The sequence below is a fragment of the Actinoplanes sp. NPDC049118 genome, assembly GCF_040648555.1.
GTDB lineage: Bacteria > Actinomycetota > Actinomycetes > Mycobacteriales > Micromonosporaceae > Actinoplanes.
Window position 1 is genome coordinate 14638 of the sequence record NZ_JBEZDY010000050.1, and the last position, 22124, is coordinate 36761.

19 protein-coding genes are annotated in these 22124 nt (G+C 71.8%); 12 read left to right on the plus strand and 7 right to left on the minus strand.

From position 1 onward, the window contains the following. Positions 1 to 323: 323 nt before the first annotated feature. Entirely contained in the window at positions 324 to 1514 is a 1191-nt protein-coding gene (locus AB0B58_RS41230; RefSeq protein ID WP_360236484.1) for a GNAT family N-acetyltransferase, read from the minus strand. A gap of 145 nt (positions 1515 to 1659) precedes the next feature. Beyond that, positions 1660 to 3888 carry a M4 family metallopeptidase gene (locus AB0B58_RS41235; RefSeq protein ID WP_360236487.1) on the minus strand — a complete coding sequence of 743 codons (2229 nt, stop codon included), beginning with the start codon at positions 3886 to 3888 and terminating at the stop codon, positions 1660 to 1662. A 278-nt stretch (positions 3889 to 4166) separates the two neighbouring features. Here AB0B58_RS41235 and AB0B58_RS41240 point away from each other — a divergent pair, with 278 nt between their 5' ends. Continuing rightward, positions 4167 to 4934, plus strand: coding sequence for a class I SAM-dependent methyltransferase (locus AB0B58_RS41240; RefSeq protein ID WP_360236490.1), 768 nt, complete (start codon positions 4167 to 4169; stop codon positions 4932 to 4934). Positions 4935 to 5163: 229 nt separating this feature from the next. Here AB0B58_RS41240 and AB0B58_RS41245 read toward each other — a convergent pair whose 3' ends face one another. Continuing rightward, positions 5164 to 5925 (minus strand): DUF6348 family protein, encoded by a 762-nt coding sequence (locus AB0B58_RS41245; protein ID WP_360236493.1) that lies wholly within the window; start codon positions 5923 to 5925, stop codon positions 5164 to 5166. A 387-nt stretch (positions 5926 to 6312) separates the two neighbouring features. Here AB0B58_RS41245 and AB0B58_RS41250 point away from each other — a divergent pair, with 387 nt between their 5' ends. Then, complete coding sequence (locus AB0B58_RS41250; protein WP_360236496.1) at positions 6313 to 6726, plus strand: TrmH family RNA methyltransferase; 414 nt, start codon at positions 6313 to 6315, stop codon at positions 6724 to 6726. Between the two features lie 179 nt (positions 6727 to 6905). Here the strand turns inward: AB0B58_RS41250 and AB0B58_RS41255 are convergent, their stop codons facing one another. Further along, a complete protein-coding gene (locus AB0B58_RS41255) occupies positions 6906 to 7862 on the minus strand; it encodes a cyclase family protein (RefSeq protein ID WP_360236499.1) in 957 nt (318 codons plus the stop codon). Between the two features lie 101 nt (positions 7863 to 7963). After that, positions 7964 to 8191 carry a hypothetical protein gene (locus tag AB0B58_RS41260; protein WP_360236502.1) on the minus strand — a complete coding sequence of 76 codons (228 nt, stop codon included), beginning with the start codon at positions 8189 to 8191 and terminating at the stop codon, positions 7964 to 7966. A gap of 5 nt (positions 8192 to 8196) precedes the next feature. Between AB0B58_RS41260 and AB0B58_RS41265 the strand changes: the two genes are divergently transcribed. From AB0B58_RS41265 to AB0B58_RS41285, 5 genes are all read left to right on the plus strand, one after another. After that, positions 8197 to 10251: an Ig-like domain-containing protein gene (locus AB0B58_RS41265; protein ID WP_360236505.1), complete on the plus strand. Its 2055-nt coding sequence runs from the start codon at positions 8197 to 8199 to the stop codon at positions 10249 to 10251. 99 nt (positions 10252 to 10350) lie between these two features. Then, the gene (locus AB0B58_RS41270; RefSeq protein ID WP_360236508.1) at positions 10351 to 11511 is read left to right on the plus strand and encodes a hypothetical protein; all 1161 of its coding nucleotides are present in this window, start codon (positions 10351 to 10353) and stop codon (positions 11509 to 11511) included. Next, positions 11508 to 12578, plus strand: a complete 1071-nt coding sequence (locus AB0B58_RS41275; RefSeq protein WP_360236511.1) for a calcium-binding protein — start codon at positions 11508 to 11510, stop codon at positions 12576 to 12578. The genes AB0B58_RS41270 and AB0B58_RS41275 overlap by 4 nt, the downstream gene beginning before the upstream one ends. A gap of 8 nt (positions 12579 to 12586) precedes the next feature. Further along, a complete protein-coding gene (locus AB0B58_RS41280; protein ID WP_360236514.1) occupies positions 12587 to 13483 on the plus strand; it encodes a calcium-binding protein in 897 nt (298 codons plus the stop codon). After that, complete coding sequence (locus AB0B58_RS41285; protein ID WP_360236517.1) at positions 13480 to 14724, plus strand: calcium-binding protein; 1245 nt, start codon at positions 13480 to 13482, stop codon at positions 14722 to 14724. The genes AB0B58_RS41280 and AB0B58_RS41285 overlap by 4 nt, the downstream gene beginning before the upstream one ends. 25 nt (positions 14725 to 14749) lie before the next feature. Here the strand turns inward: AB0B58_RS41285 and AB0B58_RS41290 are convergent, their stop codons facing one another. Beyond that, the gene (locus AB0B58_RS41290) at positions 14750 to 17659 is read right to left on the minus strand and encodes an AAA family ATPase (RefSeq protein ID WP_360236520.1); all 2910 of its coding nucleotides are present in this window, start codon (positions 17657 to 17659) and stop codon (positions 14750 to 14752) included. Between the two features lie 139 nt (positions 17660 to 17798). On the opposite strand from AB0B58_RS41290, the gene AB0B58_RS41295 reads away from it, so the two are divergent. From AB0B58_RS41295 to AB0B58_RS41315, 5 genes are all read left to right on the plus strand, one after another. Continuing rightward, positions 17799 to 18731, plus strand: coding sequence for a hypothetical protein (locus AB0B58_RS41295; protein WP_360236523.1), 933 nt, complete (start codon positions 17799 to 17801; stop codon positions 18729 to 18731). Continuing rightward, on the plus strand, positions 18728 to 19198 hold the full coding sequence (locus AB0B58_RS41300; RefSeq protein WP_360236526.1) for a hypothetical protein: 471 nt from the start codon (positions 18728 to 18730) through the stop codon (positions 19196 to 19198). The genes AB0B58_RS41295 and AB0B58_RS41300 overlap by 4 nt, the downstream gene beginning before the upstream one ends. Positions 19199 to 19239: 41 nt before the next feature. Further along, the gene (locus AB0B58_RS41305; RefSeq protein ID WP_360236529.1) at positions 19240 to 20238 is read left to right on the plus strand and encodes a hypothetical protein; all 999 of its coding nucleotides are present in this window, start codon (positions 19240 to 19242) and stop codon (positions 20236 to 20238) included. Between the two features lie 193 nt (positions 20239 to 20431). After that, entirely contained in the window at positions 20432 to 20677 is a 246-nt protein-coding gene (locus AB0B58_RS41310; protein ID WP_360236532.1) for a hypothetical protein, read from the plus strand. 147 nt (positions 20678 to 20824) lie between these two features. Beyond that, positions 20825 to 21838, plus strand: a complete 1014-nt coding sequence (locus AB0B58_RS41315; RefSeq protein WP_360236535.1) for an amidohydrolase family protein — start codon at positions 20825 to 20827, stop codon at positions 21836 to 21838. A gap of 4 nt (positions 21839 to 21842) precedes the next feature. Here the strand turns inward: AB0B58_RS41315 and AB0B58_RS41320 are convergent. Further along, positions 21843 to 22124: transposase (locus tag AB0B58_RS41320; protein ID WP_360236538.1), on the minus strand; the 282-nt coding region annotated here is incomplete at its 5' end.

Here is a 22124-nt window from a genome sequence, read left to right on the forward strand (position 1 = left end):
CGATCATCTGCCCGCGTGCCACGGCGGCCCTGGTGACCGATTCCTGGTCACCAGGGCCGGTGGCGGCTGCGAGAGATGAGAACAGCGCGACGTCGTTCTGGTAACCGCGAATGGTCACCCTTTGCCGTCGAGGCCGACCGGCAGGCGTGGGCGCACACCGGTCTGGGCCGGGCGCGGCACGCCCTCGGCGACCGGGATGAGGCCCGGAGGCACTACCGGACGGCACCTGACTCTGGGCCCGGCTGAACCCGGCGAAGGCCGACGAGGTCGCCGCCCTCCTGGAAGCCTTTGAACGGTCGCCCGACCGGGCCGGCAGCCGGAGTTCAGAAGTAGTCGTGCAGGGTGGGAACGGGGCCGGCGGTCGCGGTGCGCAGCACCTCGTCGGTGTCGGCGTCCCCGCCGGTGAGGAAACCGCTGCGGCGAAGCTGCTGCGGCGTCGCCGCGCCCGCGTACCAGGAGGCCAGGCCCCGCGGCGTCAGCCGGACGGTGCCCGCCCCGCCCGGCTCCAGCCGGCCCATCCCGCCGGAGAGCACCAGCCGGTGGCGGCCCTGGTGCCACGGGCAGACGTCGTCGGTGAGCTCCAGGTCGACCTCGCCGGTCAGGTGCCGCGGCCAGCCGCGGGCGGCGACCGCGCCGGGTGCGTCGACGACCCGCAGCATCCACGGCTGCGTGGACTCCGGCGTGGCGTCCCGGCGTGCCAGCAGCGACCAGACCGGGTCGGCGGCGCCCAGCCGGATCACCGTGGTCGGCGCGACGCTGGCCCAGCCGCCGAGCATCGCCAGCAGGGTGCGCGTCGCCTCGGGCGTCAGTCCGATCAGGTCGTCCACGGTGAGCTTGCCGCTCGCGTCGTAGCCGGGACCGCGATCCCAGCCGGCGTACCCGACGACGGCGCCGGTGTCGTCGACGGCGACGGTGAAGCCGTGGTAATCGGCCAGCAGCTCCGCGGGGGTCGCCCCGAAGGCGGGCCCGGAACGCTCCATCATGCCGGTACCCGCTCGCGCCACCTCGCGGTAGATCTCGTGGACGGCGGGGATGTCGGCCGTGGTCGCCGGCCGCAACGTGGTCTTGGCATCGAGGCGGATCTCGGCCAGTACCCGGGTCGGTACCGCGTAGTAGACCAGCGCGCCGACCTCCTCCCAGCCCAGTGCCCGGTACGGGGCCGGGATGGTGTCGAACAGGGTGCTGATCACCGCGCCCCGTTCCCGGGCGCCCTGCAGCAGCCGGGTCAGCACGAGCCGACCCAGGCCGCGCCCGCGCAGCTCGGCCGCCGTCGCGACGCCGGCGACACCGCTGGTCGGCACGGTTCGGCCGCCGAACCACTGGCCCTGCTCGCGGTCCACCGCCTTGGCGACCAGCCGCCCGGCCGGGTCGAAGACGCCGAGCTGGCGCCGGCCGGGGGAGTCGGAGGTCCAGCCCTGAGGCATGGGCTGCCCGTGGTATCCGAACGCGAGGCTCCCGAGTTCCCACGCGAGCTGCTGATCCCCCGGCCCGAGCGGCCGCACCTGGTACGTCACGCTGGCCATCATGCCAGCCGTTCCGCCGCCCGGCTGATAGATGGAGAGCTCGGATCAATGCCGCCTGATCCAGGCCCGCGCGGCGGCCGGACACACCCGGCCGCCGCGCGGTTCGCGGCGTGGAGCCGCTGATCCGGCGAAGCGGTTACAGGGAGAGCGTCCAGGTGTCGATTCGGCCGGTGTCGATCGTGGCAGCGTCCTGGACGCGCAGCGTCCAGGTGCCCGGAGTGGTCTCGCCGGACAGGTTCACGGTGTAGGTCTGGTTGATGTTGTCGGTGCTTCCGCCGGCGCGGTTGTGCAGGACATAGGCGGTGCCGTCCGGCGCGATCAGGCTGACCACCAGGTCACCGATGTAGGTGTGGACGATGTGCACCTCGACCGTGCTGGTCGCCGACGGGGCGGTGAGGCAGCCGGTGAGCTCGATCGTGCTCTGCACGGTGCTGTTGTCGGGGATGGTCACGTCGGCGTCGTTGGTGGCGGTGCAGCCGGGTGAGCTGTTGACGGTGACGGTGAGCGCCGCCGATCGGGTGATCGACGCCGCGGTGGCGGTGATGGTGACCGGTGCGCTGCTGCGGCCCGCGCCGACGGCCGCGGTGACCGTCACCGTGGTGGATCCGCCGGCGGTGACGGTGGCCGGCTCGAAGGACACGGTCACGCCGGCCGGGGCGGTGCCGGCCGTGAACGTCACCTCCTCGGCCTCGCCGTTGACCAGCACGGTGTTCGCGGTCAGCGTGACGGAGGTGCCGGGGTCGATCGTGGTCGTGGGCGCCGACAGGGTGAAGGCAAAGTCGTTGCCCGTGGAGCAGACGTCGTCGCCGGCCACGTTCACCGCGGTCCAGGAGGCCTGGACGGCCTTGTACTCGGTGCCGCAGAAGCCGTACAGGTCGGCGGCGGCCGACAGGGTGTAGCCGCGCGCCGCGGTGTAGTTGGTGTTGGAGACGAAGTAGCTGTCCAGGGCGCGGAACCAGATCGCCGAGGCCTTGTCCCGGCCGATGCCGGCGACCGGCGACGCCGAGCCGCACAGCGGCGACGTCCCGTACGGGGTGACACCGCTTCCCTCCGCGAGGTCGAAGAAGAAGTGGTTGGCGACGCCGGACGAGTAGTGCACGTCGACGTTCTTGGTGGTGGTCGACCAGCAGCCGTGCGAGGACCCGTCGAGGGTGGGGTTGTACATGTACCGCAGCGGCGCCCCGTTACCCCGGATGTCGATCTTCTCGCCGATGTCGTAGTCGCCCGGGTCCACGGGGGTGTTCGCGTGGAACTCCACCATGCTGCCGAAGATGTCGCTGGTCGCCTCGTTCAGGCCGCCTGACTCGCCGGAGTAGGTGAGACCACCGGGCACCACGTTCTCGGTGACGCCGTGCGACATCTCGTGCCCGGCCACGTCCAGCGCGACCAGCGGCTTCGCGTTGCCGGTGCCGTCACCGTAGGTCATCTGGGCGCCGTCCCAGAAGGCGTTGACGTAAGCGCTGCCGTAGTGGACGCGCGACGGGACGCCGGTGCCGTTGCCGAAGACGCCGTTGCGGCCGTGCACGTTCTTGAAATAGTCGAAGGTGGTGGCCGCGCCGAAATGCGCGTCGACGGCGGCCGAGGCGCGGTCGGTGTTGACGCCCGTACCCCAGATGTTGTCGGCGTCGGTGAAGGCGGCGCAGGTTCCCGAGGTCCGGTTGTTCATGTCGCAGGTGGTGCCCCCGCCGCGAACCGGGTCGGTGAGGCTGTAGGTGCTGCCGGAGAGCGTCGTATCGATCGCGACCTCGCCGGTGTAGAGGCCGGTCCCGGTGCCCGCGACGCGCTCGATCTCGTCGAACGATCCGGTGACCTTGCCGGTCTTGGCGTCGCTGAGCACGTGCAGGCGCGACGGGGTCTGCCCGTCCGGCTGCCAGCCGCTGACCACGGTCTCCCAGGACAACACGCCGATGCCGCGGCTGGCGTCGACGAACAGCTCCGGCGCACCGACGCCGGTGACCTTCCCGGTGAATGCGGCGGTGGCCGCCTTTCGTGCCTTGGCGGCGGTGACCTTCGGTACCGTGCCGAGCGACAACGGTTCGGCCAGGCCGACCGAGCTGCCGGTGAACCTGCCGGTGGCGTCGGTGCGGACGATCAGGTCGCCACCGTAGACCCGCAGCCCGTCGTAGGTGCGGGTGTAGCGGACGGTGCCGCGGCCGGCGGTGTCGGTCTTGCTGCTGTAGACGCGGTAGGCGTCGTCCGACGAGGCCTTGATGGCGGACGGATGCTGGGCGAGCGCCCGGTCGGCTGCGGCTACCAGCGACGATCCGGGGGAGACGGGCGGTGCGGCCGACGCGGTCGTGGCGGTCGCCGCCAGCCCTCCGCCGACCAGCGCGATGACGCCGGCCAGCGCGAATGCGTTCTTCACTAAGTTCCTCCCGCGAACTGAGAGAACAGATATCGATCGATGACTATCCTTCTACACAAAACCGGTCCCATGACAAAGATGTGTGTAAATTTCATGTTCCGAGCCACCCGGCGATCGCCGGGTGTGGTGGCTGACCCCGCTGCTGGTCGAAACCGCCCGGTTCACCCGGCCTTCGACCGAAGATCGGCGTTACCCTGGTTGGGTTGGTGGTAACGCTTGGTGGTGGGCTCGCTACCAACAGGCGGTCTCATGCTCGGACTGATTGGTGGCCGCGACCGATGCTTGATTCCAGTGACGAGATCGCCGTCAATCGTGCTCTGTGGACAGTCGTGAATGCGGAGTTCACCGATGCGCGTGCGCATGAAGCATGGGCAGCCGAAGACTTTGCCTGGGGGCTCTTCGGCATCCCGGAGAGGCGGTTGTGCGCTCTCGGTGACGTCGCTGACCTGGACGTCATTGAGCTCGGCTGCGGTACCGCATACGTCTCCGCCTGGCTGGCCAGGCTCGGCGCGAGACCGGTCGGCGTTGACCTGACGCCCGCGCAGCTGGACACCGCCCGCCGCTGTCAGGAGGAGTTCGGTCTGCCCTTCGCGTTGATCGAGGCCAACGCCGAGGATGTCCCCCTGCCGGACAACTCCTTCGACCTGGCCGTCAGCGAGTACGGGGCGTGCGTCTGGTGCGACCCCGCACGCTGGATCCCGGAGGCGGCACGACTGCTCCGGCCCGGTGGACGCCTCGTGTTCCTGACTAACAGCGTCCAGGTGACACTGTGTGTGCCCGAGGAGGGGGGACATGCAGGGGATCGGCTGTTACGTCCGCAGAAGGGTGCCTCCCGACTGCAGTGGCCCGGCGGCGGGTTCGAGTTCCATCCCAGTCACGGCGAATGGATCCGCATCCTCCGCGCAAGTGGGTTCGTCGTCGAAGCCCTCCACGAGTTGTACGCCCCAGACGACGCGAAGACCCACGAGTACTACGACATCGCCACGGCCGAGTGGGCGAGAAAGTGGCCGGTCGAGGACCTGTGGACCGCACGGCTGACCCAGTGAGCGCCGATCACTCGGATTCGCCCACTTCGCCGGGGCTCCATCCTTACGCCGCTGGAGATCAGTCTCCGACCAGCCGAAGGGCCAGCTCGACAGACCTCACCAGCTCAGCGTCAAGGCCCATGTTCTGAGGCTAGTGCCTGTCAGCCGTCGGTATCGCTGCTCATCGCGGGCACAGTGTGGCGTCTTTCAACTTCGTGCACGGGGCTGGTTGTCGCTGGTCCCGCAGCCGTCACACGGCCTGGAGTGGGCGTACCGCCACGGCGGAGAATCGGGCGGTGGCCGAACCGGTGACCTCCGGCCACGGATGGGCCGCTAGCAGCCCGGAGGCGTCGTCGGCCCGCGTTCCGTTGACGGACACCTCGGCGGTCAACTGGTCCGGCGTCCGGTTGACGAACACCTTGATACCACTGGGGCCGGCCGGGTCGAGCAGGCCGGTGACGTCGGCCCGCCCGAGGATTGCCGCGTCGCGCAGGGCGTCGCTGAGCGCCTCGAACTCATCCGGCTGCTCACCGTAGTACACGATGTTCGACGAGATCGTGTGCCAGCCGGGAACGCCGGGAGCGCAGCCTTCGCGGTGCAGCGTCTCGGCGAAGCGCCCCTTCGAGCCGGTGGCCATCTCAAGGAAGCAGGCGCCCGAGGTCCTGATCCACAGTTGCGCGGCCATGGCGGCCGGGTCGTCGCCGAAGCCGGTCACGCAGTCGACCACGGTCGGCCGGCCCTTCTTGGCCTTCAGCGTCCACCCGATGTCCCGGTGGGTTGGGGCGGCCTCGTGAAGGTCCAGCAGCGTGACGACCCAGCCGGTGTGGCGCCCGAACAGCATGCGGTCGCCGGCGATGGCTTCCCGGGCCAGCTCGGGCGCCCGCATGCCGATCTCGTGGTAGAGCCGCACGAGGAGTTCGCCGTCGGTCGGGTTGGGTGGTGCGGACGGGTCCACCATCGGCCGGGCTGGATAGGTGGGCGACGGCACCTTCTTGCTGCGGTTCCAGAACACGCCCGCACCCTAACCGGAAGATCAACATGAGGCCAGCCCGATCAGGGCGTGGTTCAGAAAGGTCATAGCGGCAAGCTGAACCGTCCTCGGTTGACGACGGCGTTCGAGAATGCGTCACGGTAGCCGGGCGGTTGGGTCCCGTCGGCGCCCCGGCAATCTTGGTTGGCGCGTTTTGCTGTTGCGGCTATCCTCACGGCGACGCTGTCAACGATGGCCCGGGTACGCCGCGAAGTGCCCTAGTCTGATGATCTTCGATTCCTGGGGCGCGATCGCTCCCCTCCGGTGAGCCCCGCGATCCGGGTGCGTTCCCGCAAAGACCTGCGAGCCGCTCGGCGCCCCCGCGGACATCGCTGCTGGGGACATCTGGTCGCGGCCGCGTTGTGGCCGATGCACGGGACGAACCTCGGCACACTTCTGCGTACCTGCGACGCGGTGGGTGCCTGCCTGGCCGTACCGCCGTACAGGTGGGTCGACGAAGCCCTCGCACGGGGCAATACGCTGCGCCGGCCCAGCTGCGTGCACCGAGTCGGGGATCCCGCCGGCTGGCTTGCGGCGGAGCGCGCCAACGGCTCACGCATCGTCGGGGTGGAACTGGCCGACGAAGCGATCCGCTTGGCTGATCTACCCGTCGCCGACCGCCGTACCGTCATGATCCTCGGCCACGAGGCCACCGGCATCCCACCCCAGGCCCTCGACCTGATCGACTGCGCGGTGGAGATCCCCATGGTGGGAACCGGCCACAGCCTCAACGTCGCCGTCGCCGGCTCCCTGGTGCTGTACAAACTCGCTGGACTCACCTGACAGACCACCGGCCACGAACAGGCTTCTTCTCCCGGACGAATCGCGAAGTTCGAAATTTGAAGAAGGCCTTCGCGGGCCGCCAGTCGCAGCTCGTGATCCACCAGCCCGCCCAGCCGGTCAGCGAGATGTGAGTCCCGGGTCGGGTCGTTCATGGCATCGCACCGCCGTGTGAACCGCGGTCAGAATGTGGCGATCGGGTTGACCGGGCTGCCGGACGTACCGGCGAAGCGGACCGGCGCGACCGCGAGGTGGAAGTCCCACTGGCCGAGCTCGGCAGCCGTGGTCGCGCACATCTCCAGGTCGCAGTTGTCGAGCAGCCAAAGACCCATCGCGACGAGGCCCACGGCGTGAACCGGCATCAACACGTCGTCGTACCCCGACGGCTGAACGTCCTGGGGGGTGTCGGCGCCGATCAGCGCGACGCCGCGTTCATGTAGCCACGGCAGGCAGGACGCGTGCCAGCCGGCCTGCGTGAAACCGCCGGCCGCGCCGGCCTCGTGCCGTACGCGGCCGTAGCCGGTCCGCAGGAGTACCGCATCGCCGGGTCGCACCCGTACACCCTGGCGACGCTCGGCCTCCTCGAGATCGTCGGGGAACACGCCCTGCCCCGGTTCCAGCCACGGCACCTCGCGGGCCCTCGCGATGTCCAGCAGGACGCCACGGGTGATGATCCCGTTCGCCGCCGCCGTGACGGCCGCCCACGCCGATCCAGTTGCGGTGTCGACCAGCGAGTGCGGTCGGCCGTTGTACATCGTGCCGTCCCAGAAGAGGTGGCACGGCGAGTCGACGTGGGTGATGGTGTTGCCGTGGAACGCGATGCCGAGCCGCTCCGACGAGAAGCCCCAGCGCCGGTCGGCGTGGAAGGCGGGCACCGGCATGTTCTCGGCACCCGGCATGTCGGCGGCACACGGGCATGTCGTCGTCGACCGCTCCATGGCCTCCGGCACGGCGACCTCCCACGCGCAGGACACGCTCCTGCCGTGGCGCACGGCCCGCGCCGCGGCCAGCCGGACGTCGTCGGTGATGTGGTTCAGGGTCCCGAGCTCGTCTTCGTCGCCCCATCGTCCCCAGTTCGACAGCGTGTTGAAGTACCCGAGCACGTCGTCCTGCGTGGGCATCGGTCGCCCTGCCGTCATCCCAGCATCGACTCCTCCGGTCACGCGGTTCGAGGTACCGCAGGTAGGGTATCCCTCCGCTGGATCGGCAGAGCCGAACTCGAGTGGTCACTCGGCGAGCGTCAGCGGCGGGCGCGGTTCAACTCCGTCACGGCCGCGGGGGTGGACAGGCAACCGGCCAGCAGCGCCCGGCCCCAGGCCCGGACGGCGGCGCTGTCCGGATGGCTCGGCAGCCACCGTTCCGGCTCGTCGACGGTCAAACCGTGTCGCCCCGCGCCCAGGTCCTCCGCGCCCTCGGGCGGGCCGCCCAACCGGTCGACATGCCCGGGGGAGAGGACCTGGAACCACATGGCGCATGGTGGGCGGCAACTCCACCACCGCGAGCATGCTGTACGACCCGGCGACCGGTCGCCAGACGATGGGCGCCCAGCTGGCCAGGCAGCGGTGGTACACCTCGGTGCTGCGCCTGCCCGACGACCGGATGCTGGTCCTCGGTGGCGGCGACTCCTACAACGTCGACGCGTACCGGAAGCCGGACGACGACTCGACCGTGGCCACCACCCCGGAGATCGGCACGGGCACCGGCAGCTGGACGCCGCTCACCGGCGCGAACAGCACGGTCGCGTTCGGCGCGCGGGACAACCGCTGGTGGTACCCGCGTGCCTACGTCGCGCCGGACGGCCAGGTCTTCGGCGCCTCGTACGATCGGCTCTGGAAGCTCGACCCGGCCGGCGCCGGTAAGGTCGCCGCGCTGGGCAGCCTGCCCACCCCGATCGGCGTGTCCGGCTCCTCGGTGATGTACGACGCCGGCAAGGTGCTGTTCGCCGGAGGCGGCCAGTACAACAACGGGACCGACCAGGTCGCCACCGACCGGGCCACGGTCGTCGACATCAACGGCGCGAGGCCGGTGATCGCCGGTACCGGTTCGATGCGGCACGCCCGCAACTGGCTCAACCTGACGGTGCTGCCCAACGGTGAGGTACTCGCCAACGGCGGCACCCGGGTCGGAGTCCAGGCGGGCGCGGCGAACTCCGCGTACCGGTCGGAGATCTGGAACCCGCGCACGGGCAACTGGCGCGACGGCGCCACGGCGCGGCGAATCCGCACCTACCACTCGACCGCACTGCTCCTGCCGGGCGGCTCGGTGCTGACCGTCGGCGGGGGTGTGCCCGGGCCGGAGGACAACTTCAACGCCGAGATCTACTACCCGCCGTACCTGTTCACCAAGGACGCGGACGGCCGGGTGCGCTGGGCCGACCGGCCGCAGATCACCAGCATCGGCGGTTCGCTGACCTACGGCGGCACCGTGTCGCTCGGCCTGGCCGACGACCGCAGGCTGACGTCGCTGTCGCTGACCCGGGCCGCCAGCGTGACGCACTCCTACAACACCGACCAGCGGCGCGTGCCGCTGTCGTTCAGCCAGACGGGCAGGACGGTGACCGCCAGGATGCCGGCCAATGCCAACCTGCTGCCGCCCGGCTCCTACCTGCTGTCCGGGGTCGGCGCCGACGGCGTGCCCTCCGCGGCCCAGATGGTCACGGTCGAACGCTCCGGCCCGGGCACCGTCACCCTGTACGACAAGGACCGCACCGCCGCGGACCGGACCGGCCCGGCCACCTACGTGCAGTTCCCGTTCACCGACGGTTACCTTAAGGCCGGTGCCGAGCTCCGCGTCGTGGCGAGCGACCCCAGCGGTGTCACCGACGCCAGGCTGCTGATCAATGGCAAGGTCGCCGACGTCGGGAAGGTCGGCCTGGGCGGCGTCGCGCTGCGCTGGGACCCGGCGGGCCGCAACGGGCCGGCCACCATGACCGTCCGCGTCCACGACTCGCTGGGCAACGTCGCCACGACGACCCGGCGGGTGCTCGTCGACAACGGCGGGCCCGGCATCACCGTCACCCCCGGCACCCACGTACGCGGCGGCACCATCACCGCCGGGGTGACCGCGGTCCGCGACGCAAGTGGCCTGGCCGAACTGCGTGTCCAGATCGACAAGGGCCGCACCGCCACCGCCACCGCCGCACCGTGGAAGGTACGGCTGACCGAGAACTGGAGCAACGGGCGGCACACGATCACCTTCCGGGCGCGCGACAAGGCGGGCAACACGACGGTGTTGCAGCGTCCGCTGTACATCGACAACCAGAAGCCGACGGTCGGCATCAGGAGCGCGCCGAAGAACGACACCCTGCTTCGCCGGGCGGTGACCATCACCGCCACCGCCGCGGACAACCTCGGCGTCGACCGGGTGCAGTTGCTCGTCGACGGCAGGACGGTCGCCACCGACACGAGGGCCGGCTACAGCTTCACGCTGGACCCGCAGAGGTACGGCAGGAAGTTCACCGTGCAACTGCGGGCCTACGACCGCGCCGGGAACGTCGCGTACAGCGGCAAACGCACGTACCGGCGCTGACCGGGACACCCGCACGCTGAATTTGAGGGCCGGGCACGCATGTGCCGCATCGTCCGTCCGCACCAAGGTGGCCTGAGTTGAAGCCACAGGGAGGACGGGATGATGAGATTCAGGACCGCGGTGATCGCCGCGGGTATGGCGGGGGTGCTGCTGGGCGGCGCTCCCGCCGCCGCCCGGCCCGCGGACGGCGGATGGCAGGCGTTGATGGCCGTGCAGGAACGCCTGAACGCGGCCGGCACGGCGATCCTGGCCAGCGCCGAGCGGCTGCCCGACGGCGGCGGATACGCGGGCATCGTGGCGGCGCCGCACACCCGTACCCTCAAGGTCTTCTGGCACGGTGAGCCGCCGGCCGCGGTGGCCGCGGCGGTCGGCGCGGCCCGGCGCGGCGTGCCCGTGCAGGTGTTGCCGGCGGCCTACTCGCGGGCCGCGCTGCAGCGGGCGGTGCGGCGGCTGGTCGCGGATCCCGCGGTCACGGTGGCATCGCCCAACCCCGACGGCAGCGGCGTGACGGTCCGGGTCACCGGCACGGCGGCGTTGAGCGCGGCCGCCGCCGGCGTGCCGGTGACGGTCGAACACGGGCCCGCCCCGGTACTGACCGCGGGGAAGCAGGACGACGAGTCGCCGTACTACGGCGGTGCGCGGTGGCGGCGGGACGGGACCGGTGGGTGCAGCACCGGGTTCGCGGTGCGCCACGGCGGGGTGGGCAAGCTGCTCAGCGCCGGGCACTGCGCCGCGAACGGGCAGTCGGCCGAGGACGGCGGCGGTGACACCATGGGCCCGGTCGGCAACGACGTCAACGCCCGGGACACGCTGATGATCCGCGCGACGTCGGCGGGTCACATCTATGTCGGCGACTACGACAGCACGACGACGCGGGCGGTCGGCGGCTTCTCCGGCAGCTTCCCGGGCAACCTGGTGTGCCGGTCGTCGTCGTACTCCAACGAGACCTGCCGGATCCTGGTGACCCGGATCGACCAGACGTTGCACGCCGGCGGATACACGATCTTCCCGATCGTGGAGGCCGAGCAGTTGGAGCACGCCGCGGCCGCCGGAGCGGGCGACAGCGGCGGTTCCGTGTTCGCCTACCGCTCGACGGACGCGAAGGTCACCGCGTTCGGCACGGTGACCGGCGGCGACGTCGGCAACACCGCGGTGCCGTGCACGGGAATCACCGGAACCCGGGTCTGCGCCTGGCGGCTGTACTACGTCGACATCGCCAAGACGCTCACCCACTACGGCGCGACGCTGGTGACGGGATGAGGGCCGCGCTGATCTCGGCGGTCGCCCTGGTGATGCTGTTGCCGGCGGCGCCGGCGCGCGCCGCCGCCGCCGCGGACCTCTTCATCGACTACGGGAACGCGCCGTCGGTGCTCCGGTACCAGGGCGGGGACGGCCAGGCGAACAACGTGCAGCTGAGCCGGCGCGGTGACGAGCTGCTCGTTCAGGATGTCGTCCCGCTGGCCGTGGGCGCCGGCTGCCGGCGCGACGGGGCCGCCAACCGCGCGGTGTGCAACTGGGCCTTCACCGCCCACTTCGTCCTGGGCGACAACGACGACCGGTTCGACGCCCGCCCGGCGTCCGGCGCGCCGCCGCTCACGGTGGAGGGCGGCGACGGCGCCGACACGGTCTTCGGCGGCGACGGCCCGGACACCATCCACGGCAACCCGGGCGGAGACCAGCTGTACGGGATGGCGGGCAACGACACGCTGTTGTCCTGCAACCCGATCGGGCCGAACAACTGTCGCAGCGACCCGGACACCGACCGGCTGCTCGGCGGGTGGGGCAACGACACCGTCACAGCCTCTCGCGGCGACTGGGTGTGGGGCGACGACGGCGAGGACAACCTCACCGGCGCGAGCTTCATCGACGGCGGCCGGGGCCACGACCGGCTCGAGACCGGCTTCGGTGAGATGTTCGGCGGCGACGGGGATGACTACCTGGCCGCCTGGGGCGACTCAGGTGTACGCATCGAGGCGGGCGACGGTGGCGATCGGGTCGACGGCAGCGATGGTCCCGACGAGATCGTGGCAGGTCCGGGCGGGGGTCACATCTGGGCGAACGGCGGCGACGACACCGTCTGGGGCGGCCCCGGGCCGGACTGGATCTTCGGTATGGAGGGCAACGACCTGCTCATGGGCGGGGACGGCGACGACGAGGTGTCCGGGGGCCAGGGCTACAACGACCGGGTGTTCGGCGGTGCCGGCCGGGATCGCCTGTCCGGCCACCACACTGCCAACAGCTTCACCAGCGACCAGATCGATGGCGGTCCCGGGGTGGAGTACTACTGCATCAACGCCAACTTCGTCATCAATTGCGAGGATTCATGATCAGCATCGTGTTGTCCGCATTGCTCGCGGCGCCGGTACCGGTGCCGGCCGCGGTGCTGCCGTCCACCATCCACATCGAGGGCACCGACCTGGTCTTCCGGGCCGCCGACGGCGTCACCGACGACGTCGAGGTCAGCACCGTCGGTTCCCGGTGGTACATCACGGATCTTCACCCGATCCTGACCGGCCCCGGGTGCGAACCGGTCACCCCGGACGGCCTGAGGATCACCTGCGACCTGGCCCGGTTCAGCCGGTTCGTGGTCCGTCTCGGCGACGGTGACGACGAGTTCACCCCGGTCGACGACTTCGCCGGCAAACCCTATTTCGTGTACGCCGGTGCGGGCGACGACACCATCCGATTGGGCTTGGTCGGCAGCGAGGCCGAGGGGGAGGACGGCAACGACACGATCATCGGATCACCGGGCGCCGACTCGATCCGCGGCGGCGGCGGAGACGACTCCGTCCGCAGCCTGGGCGGCGGCGACAAGGTCGGTGGCGGCCCAGGCGCCAACTGGATCGACGCGGGCTCCGGCGACGACGACGTCTCCGGTGGCGACGGTGTCGACTTGATCGCCGCCGGCTTTGGCAACGACCGAGTGTGGCCCTTCGCTGGCAATGACATCGTCAGCGGCGGCGACGGCAACGACCGGATCGAAGTGTACCGATACGACGGGCTGCCGGGAGACGACTATCTCAGCGGCGACCTCGGCTCGGACAAGATCTTTGGCGGCCGTGGCAACGAACGCATCCTCGGCGGTCCGGGAATCGACGAGCTCCACGGCGGCCCCGGCGACGACAGCCTCGACGGCAACGAGGGCGCCGACAAGCTGTACGGCGAGGACGGCGAGGACTCCTGCTCCCGCGACGCCGCCGACACCGTCCGCGAAACGTGCGAGCTCGGATGAGCGCCGCGCGCACGATCACGGCCGTACTGCTCGTCGTCGCCGGCGCGACGCTCGTCGCCGCGCCGGCCCAGGCGGCCGCCGCGGCCGTCATCCGCAAGGAGAGCGCCGTGACGCTCGTCTACGAGGCGGCGCCCGGCCAGCAGAACCAGGTCACCACCCTGCGGCAGGGCGACGGCGGCAGCCAGCAGCTCATCACCGACGTGTACCCGATCATCATCGGCACCGACGTGCCGTGCCGCTACCCCGGAGCCGACCTCCTGACCGTCCTCTGTGACGTGGGCCGGGACGTCGGGGGAGTCCGGACGTTCCGGCTCGGCGACGGCGACGACAGCTACGCCGGCGTTCCCGCCACCGACTTCGCCTACGTGGTGCACGGCGGGCCGGGCAACGACTTCCTCGGCGAGGCGACGGAGCTGTACGGCGAGGACGGAAACGACACCCTGCACGGCATGGACGGCGACGACATCCTCGTCGGCGGCGAGGGCGCCGACCTCATGTACGGCGGCGCCGGAAAGGACATCGCCCGGTACCCCGTCGGCAGTACGCAGAGCGTCGTCGCGGACCTCGACGGCCAGCAGGGCGACGACGGGCGGCCCGGCGAGGGCGACACCCTCGCCGGCGACGTCGACGGCATCGAGAGCGGGGCCGGCGCCGACCGGCTGACCGGAAACGACGGCGACAACACCCTGATCGGCAACAACGGCGACGACATCATGCGAGGCCACGGCGGCCGGGACACCATCAGAGCCGGCGAGGGCGCCGACATCGCGTACGGCGGGCCGGGCAACGACGACATCTGGGGCAACGGCCTCAACGTCAACGACCGTGACCGCAACGTGCTGTACGGCGAGGACGGCGACGACGGCCTCAGCGGCACGGACGGCCCCGACTACCTCGACGGCGGCGCCGGCGCCGACCGCCTCGGCGGAGGCTTCGATCACGACGAGCTGCTCGCCGGCCCCGGCAACGACCTCGTGTTCGCGGGGCCCGGTGACGACGAGTTCTACGCCGGCGCCGGCAACGACATCTTCGACGGAGAGCACGGCGACGACACCGCCTACGGCGAGGACGGCGACGACAGGTTCAAGGGCGGACCGGGCTTCGACCGGCTGTGGGGCGACAACGGCGACGACGACCTGACCGGCGGCACGAGCAGCTCCGAAGGGGATCACCTCGACGGAGGCCCGCACGTCACCGGCGACCGCTGCCGCGTCGGCCTCAGGGTCAACTGCGAGCGCTGACCGGCTGGCCCGGAGCTCGCCGGCTTCAGCCGGCGAGCTCCCGCCGGGCGTACGCGATGAGGTGTGCCCGGTCCGGTTGGCCGGTGCGCTGCCGCAGGCTCCCGACGTGGCGCTCAACGGTGCGCGGCGACAGGAAGAGCCGTTGGGCGATCTCGATGTTGCCGAGCCGCTCGGCGACGAGTCGCAGCACGTCGTACTCGCGGACGGTGACCCCGATCCTCCGCAGCCGCGGCGGGACGGCGTCGTGGCCGGCCCGCCGCTGCCGTCCGGCGCCGGCCTCGCGCAGCAGGGCGCGGCAGGCGGCGCCGGCGCGGATCCGGCCGGAGCGGTGGAAGAACTCCTCGGCGTCGCGCAGCCAGGCCAGCGGGTCGCCCCAGCCCTCGGCGAGGGCCCGCGGCGCGGCGACCCTCGCGGCCAGGTGGTGGTTCAGGGCCGTGTGCGTACCGGCGGCGAACGCCGCGGCGACGGCCTCCGCGGCCTGGGCCGGCTGACCGTCCCGCCCGTGCAGGACCGCCCTGCTCCAGGCGAGAAGGCCCCGGTGGCTGGACATCTGGGCGAGGGGTGAGCCGATCAGCTCGTCGTATTCGGCCCACCCACCGAGGTCGCGGGCCACCCGCATGAACAGGTACGCGGAACGGTGACCGGTGCCGCGCAGGTGTCCGGCGGCGAGACCCGCCGCGTCCGCCTCGGCGAGCTCCTCCAGCACCTGCCCGGGCTCCTCCTCCAGCCAGGAGCAGATGGCCCGCAGGTGCCACCAGGTCTCGGCGCCGTGCGCGAACACCTCCGGCTGGGACAGCGAGGCCAGCAGGCCTTCCATGCCGGCCCGGTCGGGCCGGCAGGCGGCGATCGCGGCGGCCATCGCGAGGGCGACGCCCTGCAGTTCGGGCTGGCGCAGCCGCTCGCTCGCCTCGGTGGCCCGGGCGAGGCACCGCTGGGCCTCGTCGGCGTCGCCGCGGAGCAGGTGGGCCGTCGCCAGGTGGAAGTCGATCCACGCCACGGCGATGACCAGGCCCGCGTCCAGGGCGTCGGGCCGGATCGCCAGCAGAGGACCGATGTCGTTGCTGCGCTCGCGTTCGATCGTCGCGGCCTCGACCGCGGCCAGCAGCCGCCAGTACGGCAGGTCGTGCCGGCCGGCGAGGACGAGCAGGCGCTGGGCGTACCCGGCCGCGGCCGGCAGATCGGTGTTGCGGGCGCAGCGGACCAGCACCTGCAGGGCCTCGCAGGCCACCCGCGGCAGCGAGGTCCGCTCCGCGGCGTCGAGCGCGGCGGTCGCGTGCCGCCGCGCGGCCGGCAACCGGTCGGGCCGGGTCGAGCCGAAGCAGAGGAACGCCGCGACCGCGTCGAGCTGAGCGGTCAGCGCGACCCGCTCGCCCTGGTCCGGCTCGACCGCCGCCAGCCGCCGGGCGGCGGCCACGTCGGCGAGCCCTCGCTCCCAGTCGCCCTCGACGGCCGCCGCCCGCGCGCGGACCAGCCGGGCCGTCACCCGTCGCGCCGGCGCGGCGTCGAGTGTGGTCAGCAGCGCCTCGAGCCGGTCACCGAGGGCGTCCACCAGCACCACGTCGCCGGCCGCGACGAGCGCTCCGCACCTCGCCTCCAGCAGGTCGGCGATGAGCTCGGGCTTCCCGGTGCGCTCCGCGAGGGCCAGCCCCCGCTCCAGGTACGTCACCGCGGTGGCGACCGCGCCCCGGTCGACCGCCTGGCGGCCGATCCGGGCATAGCAGGCCGCCGCGCGCTCGGGGCGATCGGCGGCGGCCCACAGCTCCGCGGCCAGCCGCAGGTCGTGGCCGGCCGGGGGTTGCGGCCCGCCACCGGCCTCGACCGCGGCCGCCGCCGTCGCGCTCAGCCGGGCGCGGTCCGCGGGCAGCAGCGGCGCCACCATCGCGTCGGCCGTCAGGGCGTGCCGGAAGGCGTACCGGTCGGGGTCCTCGCCGGCGTCGGGACCGGTCAACCGCGCCGCGGTGGCCAGGCGCAGGCAGCGCAACGCCTCGGCCCGCGTGACGCCCGCGGTGACCGCGGCGGTCGACAACGAGAAGGCCCGGCCGAGCACCGCGGATGCCTGGAGGAACGACGTGACGCCCGGCCCGAGCCGGTCGGCCCGGTGCAGCACCGCGGTGGTGACCGGCGCCGGCACGCCCGACCGCGGATCACCGGTGGCGCGCCAGCGGTCTCCGTCCCGGAGCAGGCTGCCGTCCTCGACCATGGCCGCGATCAGTTCCTCGATGATGAACGGGATCCCCTCGGCATCCCGCGCCAGCAGCTCCGCGACCTCGGCGGGCACCTCCGCACCCACGCAGCGCCCGGCCAGCAGGGCGGTCTCCTGCCGGTCGAGCGGCGGCAACTCGACAACGGTGGCCGCCCGGCGGGTCGCCGCCGCCGTGACGGTCGCCAGGGCCGGACCGGGGTCGGGGCGCAGCATCCCGAGGACGAGGACGGGCTCACCGGCGGCGTTGTCGACGAGATAGTCGACGACGGCCAGGGTGTCCGCGTCCGCCTCGTGCAGGTCGTCGAGCAGGAGAAGGCATCCTTCCGACCGGCCGCACCTGCCCAGCAGCCGCAGCACCGCCTCGGCTCGCACCATCGGCGGGTCGGGCGGCGTGTCAGGTGCCGGCGCCGCGTCGCTGACGAGCCGCCACAACACCGGCCCGAACCCGCCGAGCGGGTCCAGGTCGGTGCCCGCGAGACGCGTCGCCGCCAGTACCGCCTCCGAGACGGCGCGCAGCGGCGCCGAGCCCGCCCGGCCGCGCACCACCCGCCCGCCTTCCCGGCCATGACCGGCGGCGGCCTCCGCGCCCAGGCGGCTCTTGCCGATTCCCGCCTCGCCCAGCAGGAAGACGGCGCCTCCGTGGCCCTCGCGGGCCCGTGCCGCCGCGGCGTCCAGGACGCCCAGCTCGGCGCGGCGGCCCACGAACACGGGCGATACGACGGACGTCCTCACCATTGTCTCCTCACGCGACCGGCACCGGCGGCTGGAGCGTAGCGGCGATGCCGAACATGAGGGCGATACGCGCATGCCCGGCGATGTCGTAAAGCCGATAATCACCCACGTCCATCCACCTCGTCCCGAGGGGCAGAAGATGAATCCCGCCCGCGCCATGGCCGCCGCGCTCGCCGTCGTGCTCACCGTGCCCGGCCCCGCGGCCCGGGCCGCGACCCCCGACATCGAGCAGGCCTACGCCGTACCGGGTCCCTGGGCCGTCGAGACGTACACCATCGACACCCGCTACGTGGTCACGCACCCGGCCGACCTGGGCGCGAATGGCTTCCGCCACCCGATCGTGACCTGGGGAAACGGTTCCGATGCCGGCCCCGAGCGGTACGCCGGCGTGCTGCGGCACCTGGCCTCCTGGGGTTTCGTCGTCATCGCCTCGACGAGTACGACGACCGGCTCGGGAACCGAGGTGCTGGCGGCCGCCGAACACCTCATCGCCGAGAACGCCGTTCCGGCCGGCCGCTTCACCGGCACGCTGGACACCACGCGGGTCGCGGCCGCCGGCCACTCGCAGGGCGCCGGCGGCGCCGCCCGGGCCACGCTCGCCTCGAACGGTCTCATCAGGACGGTCGTGGCGTTCAACCCGCCGGACCCGATCTGGATCCCGGACGCGGACGAGATCGACGTCTCCGAGGTCACCGTTCCGGTGCTGCTGCTCAGCGGCGTACGCGACACCCTGATCTCACCGCCTCGTACCCTGACCGGATATTACGATCGGATCCCCGGCCCCGCCGTCCGTGCGGCCCTGCGCGCCGCCGGGCACAACACGATCCAGGACGACGGCGGGGGATACCTCGGCTACCTGGCCGCCTGGCTGCGATACCAGCTCACCGACGACGGACGCGCCGCGGACGCGTTCCTCGGCGCACACCCGGAGCTGCTGGGCAACACCGCGTGGTCGAACCAGGCGGCGAAGCACCTGCGTTCGCCCCGACATCACCTGGCACCGGCCCGGCGTCGACACGCCGAGCACGGTGACGGCGACCCGCATACCCGGACGCTCACACTCAAACCATGACGGGGACCGACGGAGCACGACAGACACCCACGGCCCGCTCCGGCCCGGGCCCGGTCCGACGGTGGGCGCGCGGGAATCCGAGCGATGTGATCGATGTCTTCGTCTACGTCGTCGTCCTGAACCTCGCCATCGAGTACGTCCCGTCGGTGATCAGCGAGGGCTTCACCCTGTCGTTGCTCACCGCCGTCCTGCTCAAGGTCGCCCTGGAACTGGTCCTCGTCGTCAAGGGCAGAGCGGTGAACCGGTTGCGTAGCGCGACGACACCGAGCGGCAAGGTGGCCTCCGCCATCCTGCTCTGGCTGGTCGCCGCGGGGAGCAAGATCGTCGTTCTCGAGCTGGTGGATCTCGTCTTCGGGGACGCCGTGAGCCTCGGCGGTTTCGTATCGGTCACCCTGCTGGTCATCGCGCTGCTCGTCGCGCGGTCCGCGGTACGTCGCCTGCTGGAGACCGGTTCGGACGGCCTCTGAGCTCCGGCTCGGCCATCGACAACGCTAGGTATGATCTTGGGATGTCTGTGAACACCAGCGCCCGGCTACCGCACACGCCCGAGCTCGACAGTGACGGCATCTTCGCCGACGAGCCCCTGCGGGAGGCGCGGGAGCGGGTCCGGCGCGGCGACTGGCAGGCCGCCCGCAAGGTGATCGAGGACGCCGGGCAGGACTGGGAGCTGCGTGGCCTGCGGATCGGCTGGCTCGGTCTCGCGGCCTCCGAGGATGACGGCTGGGTCGACGCCTGGCTGCGGGCCGAGCCGTCGGACCCGACCGCGGTGCTGATCCAGGCCGGGACGCTGATCCGTCGGGCCATCCTGGCCCGGGGCATCGCGTCGACCGCGAAGACCACCGCGGAGCAGTTCCAGGGGTTCTACACGCACATGGAGGCGGCCGCTCCGGTCCTGCGCCGGGCGATGGAGCTGGCCGGGCCGCAGGACCCGATGCCGTGGGCCGACAAGCTGCGCACGATGTTCGCCGACCAGCAGGCCCGCGAGGGCTCGTTCGACGAGGTCTACGCCGAGGCGCGACGACGCGACCCGTTCAACTTCGAGGTACACCTGCTGGCGGTCCAGCTGCGCCTCGACAAGTGGTTCGGTTCGCACGAGCAGAGCTTCGCCGCGGCCCGCGAGATCGCCGACGCCGCCCCGGCGGGTTCCGGCGTGGTGCTGCTCCCGCTCTACGCCCACCTCGAGTACGCGAAGCGCGAGTACCACTGGGACGTAACCGGCGACGAGCCCAAGGCGGCGTGCGCGGCGTACCTTCGGCGACCCGAGGTCGAGGAGGAAGTGGACCGGGTCATCGCCAAGTGGCGTACCGATACGCCGGACTCAGCCCTCGTCCCGATCCTGCTGCAGTGGCTGGCCATCTACTACACCCTGGCCAGGCGGCGCGGGCAGGCGAAGGCCGTGTTCGACGAGATCGGGCCGCGGGTACGCCCGCGGCACGATTGGGCCTACTTCTGGGAGACCCCGGAGACCGGCTATCTGACGAGCTGGCGCTGGGCCAACGGGATCTGACCCGATCAGGACCGGTCAGGGAGATGAGGTTGCCGTCGCCCTCACCGACACCTCGTCGCCGCGCTCGGAGAGCGCCCCGCACGGCCGCCGCGGTGTACAGATCTTCTCGGCGCGGACCGGGGAACCCGTACGCACCGTGCCGGTCCGCGGCACCCCGACGGGGCCGGACTGCTGGTCGGCTGACGGCCGGCACGTGCTGGTGCGGTCCGACTCGTTCGAGCTCGGCCAGACCCGGATCGCGGAAGTGGCGACCGGCCGTATCGTCGCGACGGTGCCCACCGAGGCGGCATACCTGTCGGGCAACGACCGGGTGCTCGGCCTGGCCGGCGGGGCGGCGGTCCTCTACGACCTCGCCGGCCGGCCGGTCGAGCGCCGGCCGTTGCCCGGCAATCTCGACGTCCGAAGCCTGACGCTCGGCCGGTTGGCACCCACCGGCTGAGGACGGGCGGCGGGAGGTCGCCGTGTCGGATAGCGTCGGTCGCTCCGGGTCGACATGTCGACCATGCTCTATCGGGCGCGTCGGATGTGGGGTGGCGTGGTGACGGTTCTGCGGGTCCGCGGTGTAGCTCTTCCCGAAGGCGAGTCGGTGGATCTTTACGCCGACGGGGACCGGTGGACCACGGACCCCGTCGCCGGCGCCGAGCTGGTCGCCGAAGGCTGGCTGTTACCCGGACTGGTCGACGCGCATACCCACCCGGGAGCGGAGGAGCTTGGCCGGCCGCTCGATCCGGACGTCCTGCGCGAGGATCTCCGCGCGCACCTGGCATCCGGCGTGGCGCTCATCCGGGCGCCCGGCCTCGCGGGTGATCCGCCCGACTGGTTCGGTCTCGGGGACGACAGCCCGCGTGCCGTCCATGCCGGCCCGTGGATCGCTCAGCAGGGCCAGTTCTTCGAGGGCTGGGGCCGCCGCCCGGATCCGGCCGAGCTGCCCGCCGTCGCGGCCGAGCAGGCCGCTCGTACCGGGTGGGCGAAGGTCGTGGTCGACTGGCTGGTCGGCGACGATGTCATGCCGGTGGAGGTGCTGCGCGAGGCCGTCGCCCGGGTACACGCGGTGGGTGGGCGCCTCGCGGCGCACTCGCAGCACCCGGACGGTTGCCGGGTCGCGGTCGAGGCCGGCGTGGACTCGTTGGAGCACGGCATGTGCCTGGATCCCGGTTTGCTGCCCCGCATGGCCGAGCAGGGCACCGCCCTCACGCCGACGATTTCGGTGATCAAGGCCGGCCTGGCGCGGCTCTCGTCCGAGCCCGACAGTCCCACCAAGCGCTGGTACGCGGCCGGAGCGGGCGCGCACGACCGGTTGACCGCCGCCGCCGTCGAGGCCGGGGTCACCGTGCTGGCCGGTACGGACTCCCGCCCACACGGCCGCATCGCCGATGAGATCCGGGCTCTCGCCGGCGCTGGGGTGTCACCCCATCAGGCGATCGCCGCGGCGTCCTGGACCGCCAGGTCCTACCTCGGTCTGCCCGGCCTGGTCGAGGGTGCGCCGGCCGACGCCGTCGTGTTCGACGGCGATCCGCGGGCCGACCTCGGCCGGCTCGACAAGCCGCGCGCCGTCATCGTCCGCGGCCGGAGAGTGCTCGGCTCCCGCTACAGATCTTGAACGGTCAGGTTGTGTCGGGTGCGATGGTCAGGCCGGTGTGAGCGAGGAAGCCGTCGAGTAGGTCGGTGCGGTACTGGATGCTTTTGAGCCGGCTCTTGATGGTGGTTTGCAGCTGGTCGACGCCGCGGACGGCGAGGTTGCCGATGCTGCGTTTCAGGTGCGACCACACCGCTTCGACGGGGTTGAGGTCTGGGGCGTAGGCGGGTAGCCGGATGACGTGCAGCCAGTCCCGGGCGTCGATCATCTGCCGCATCGCGGCGCTGACGTGGGTGTTCAAGTTGTCCCA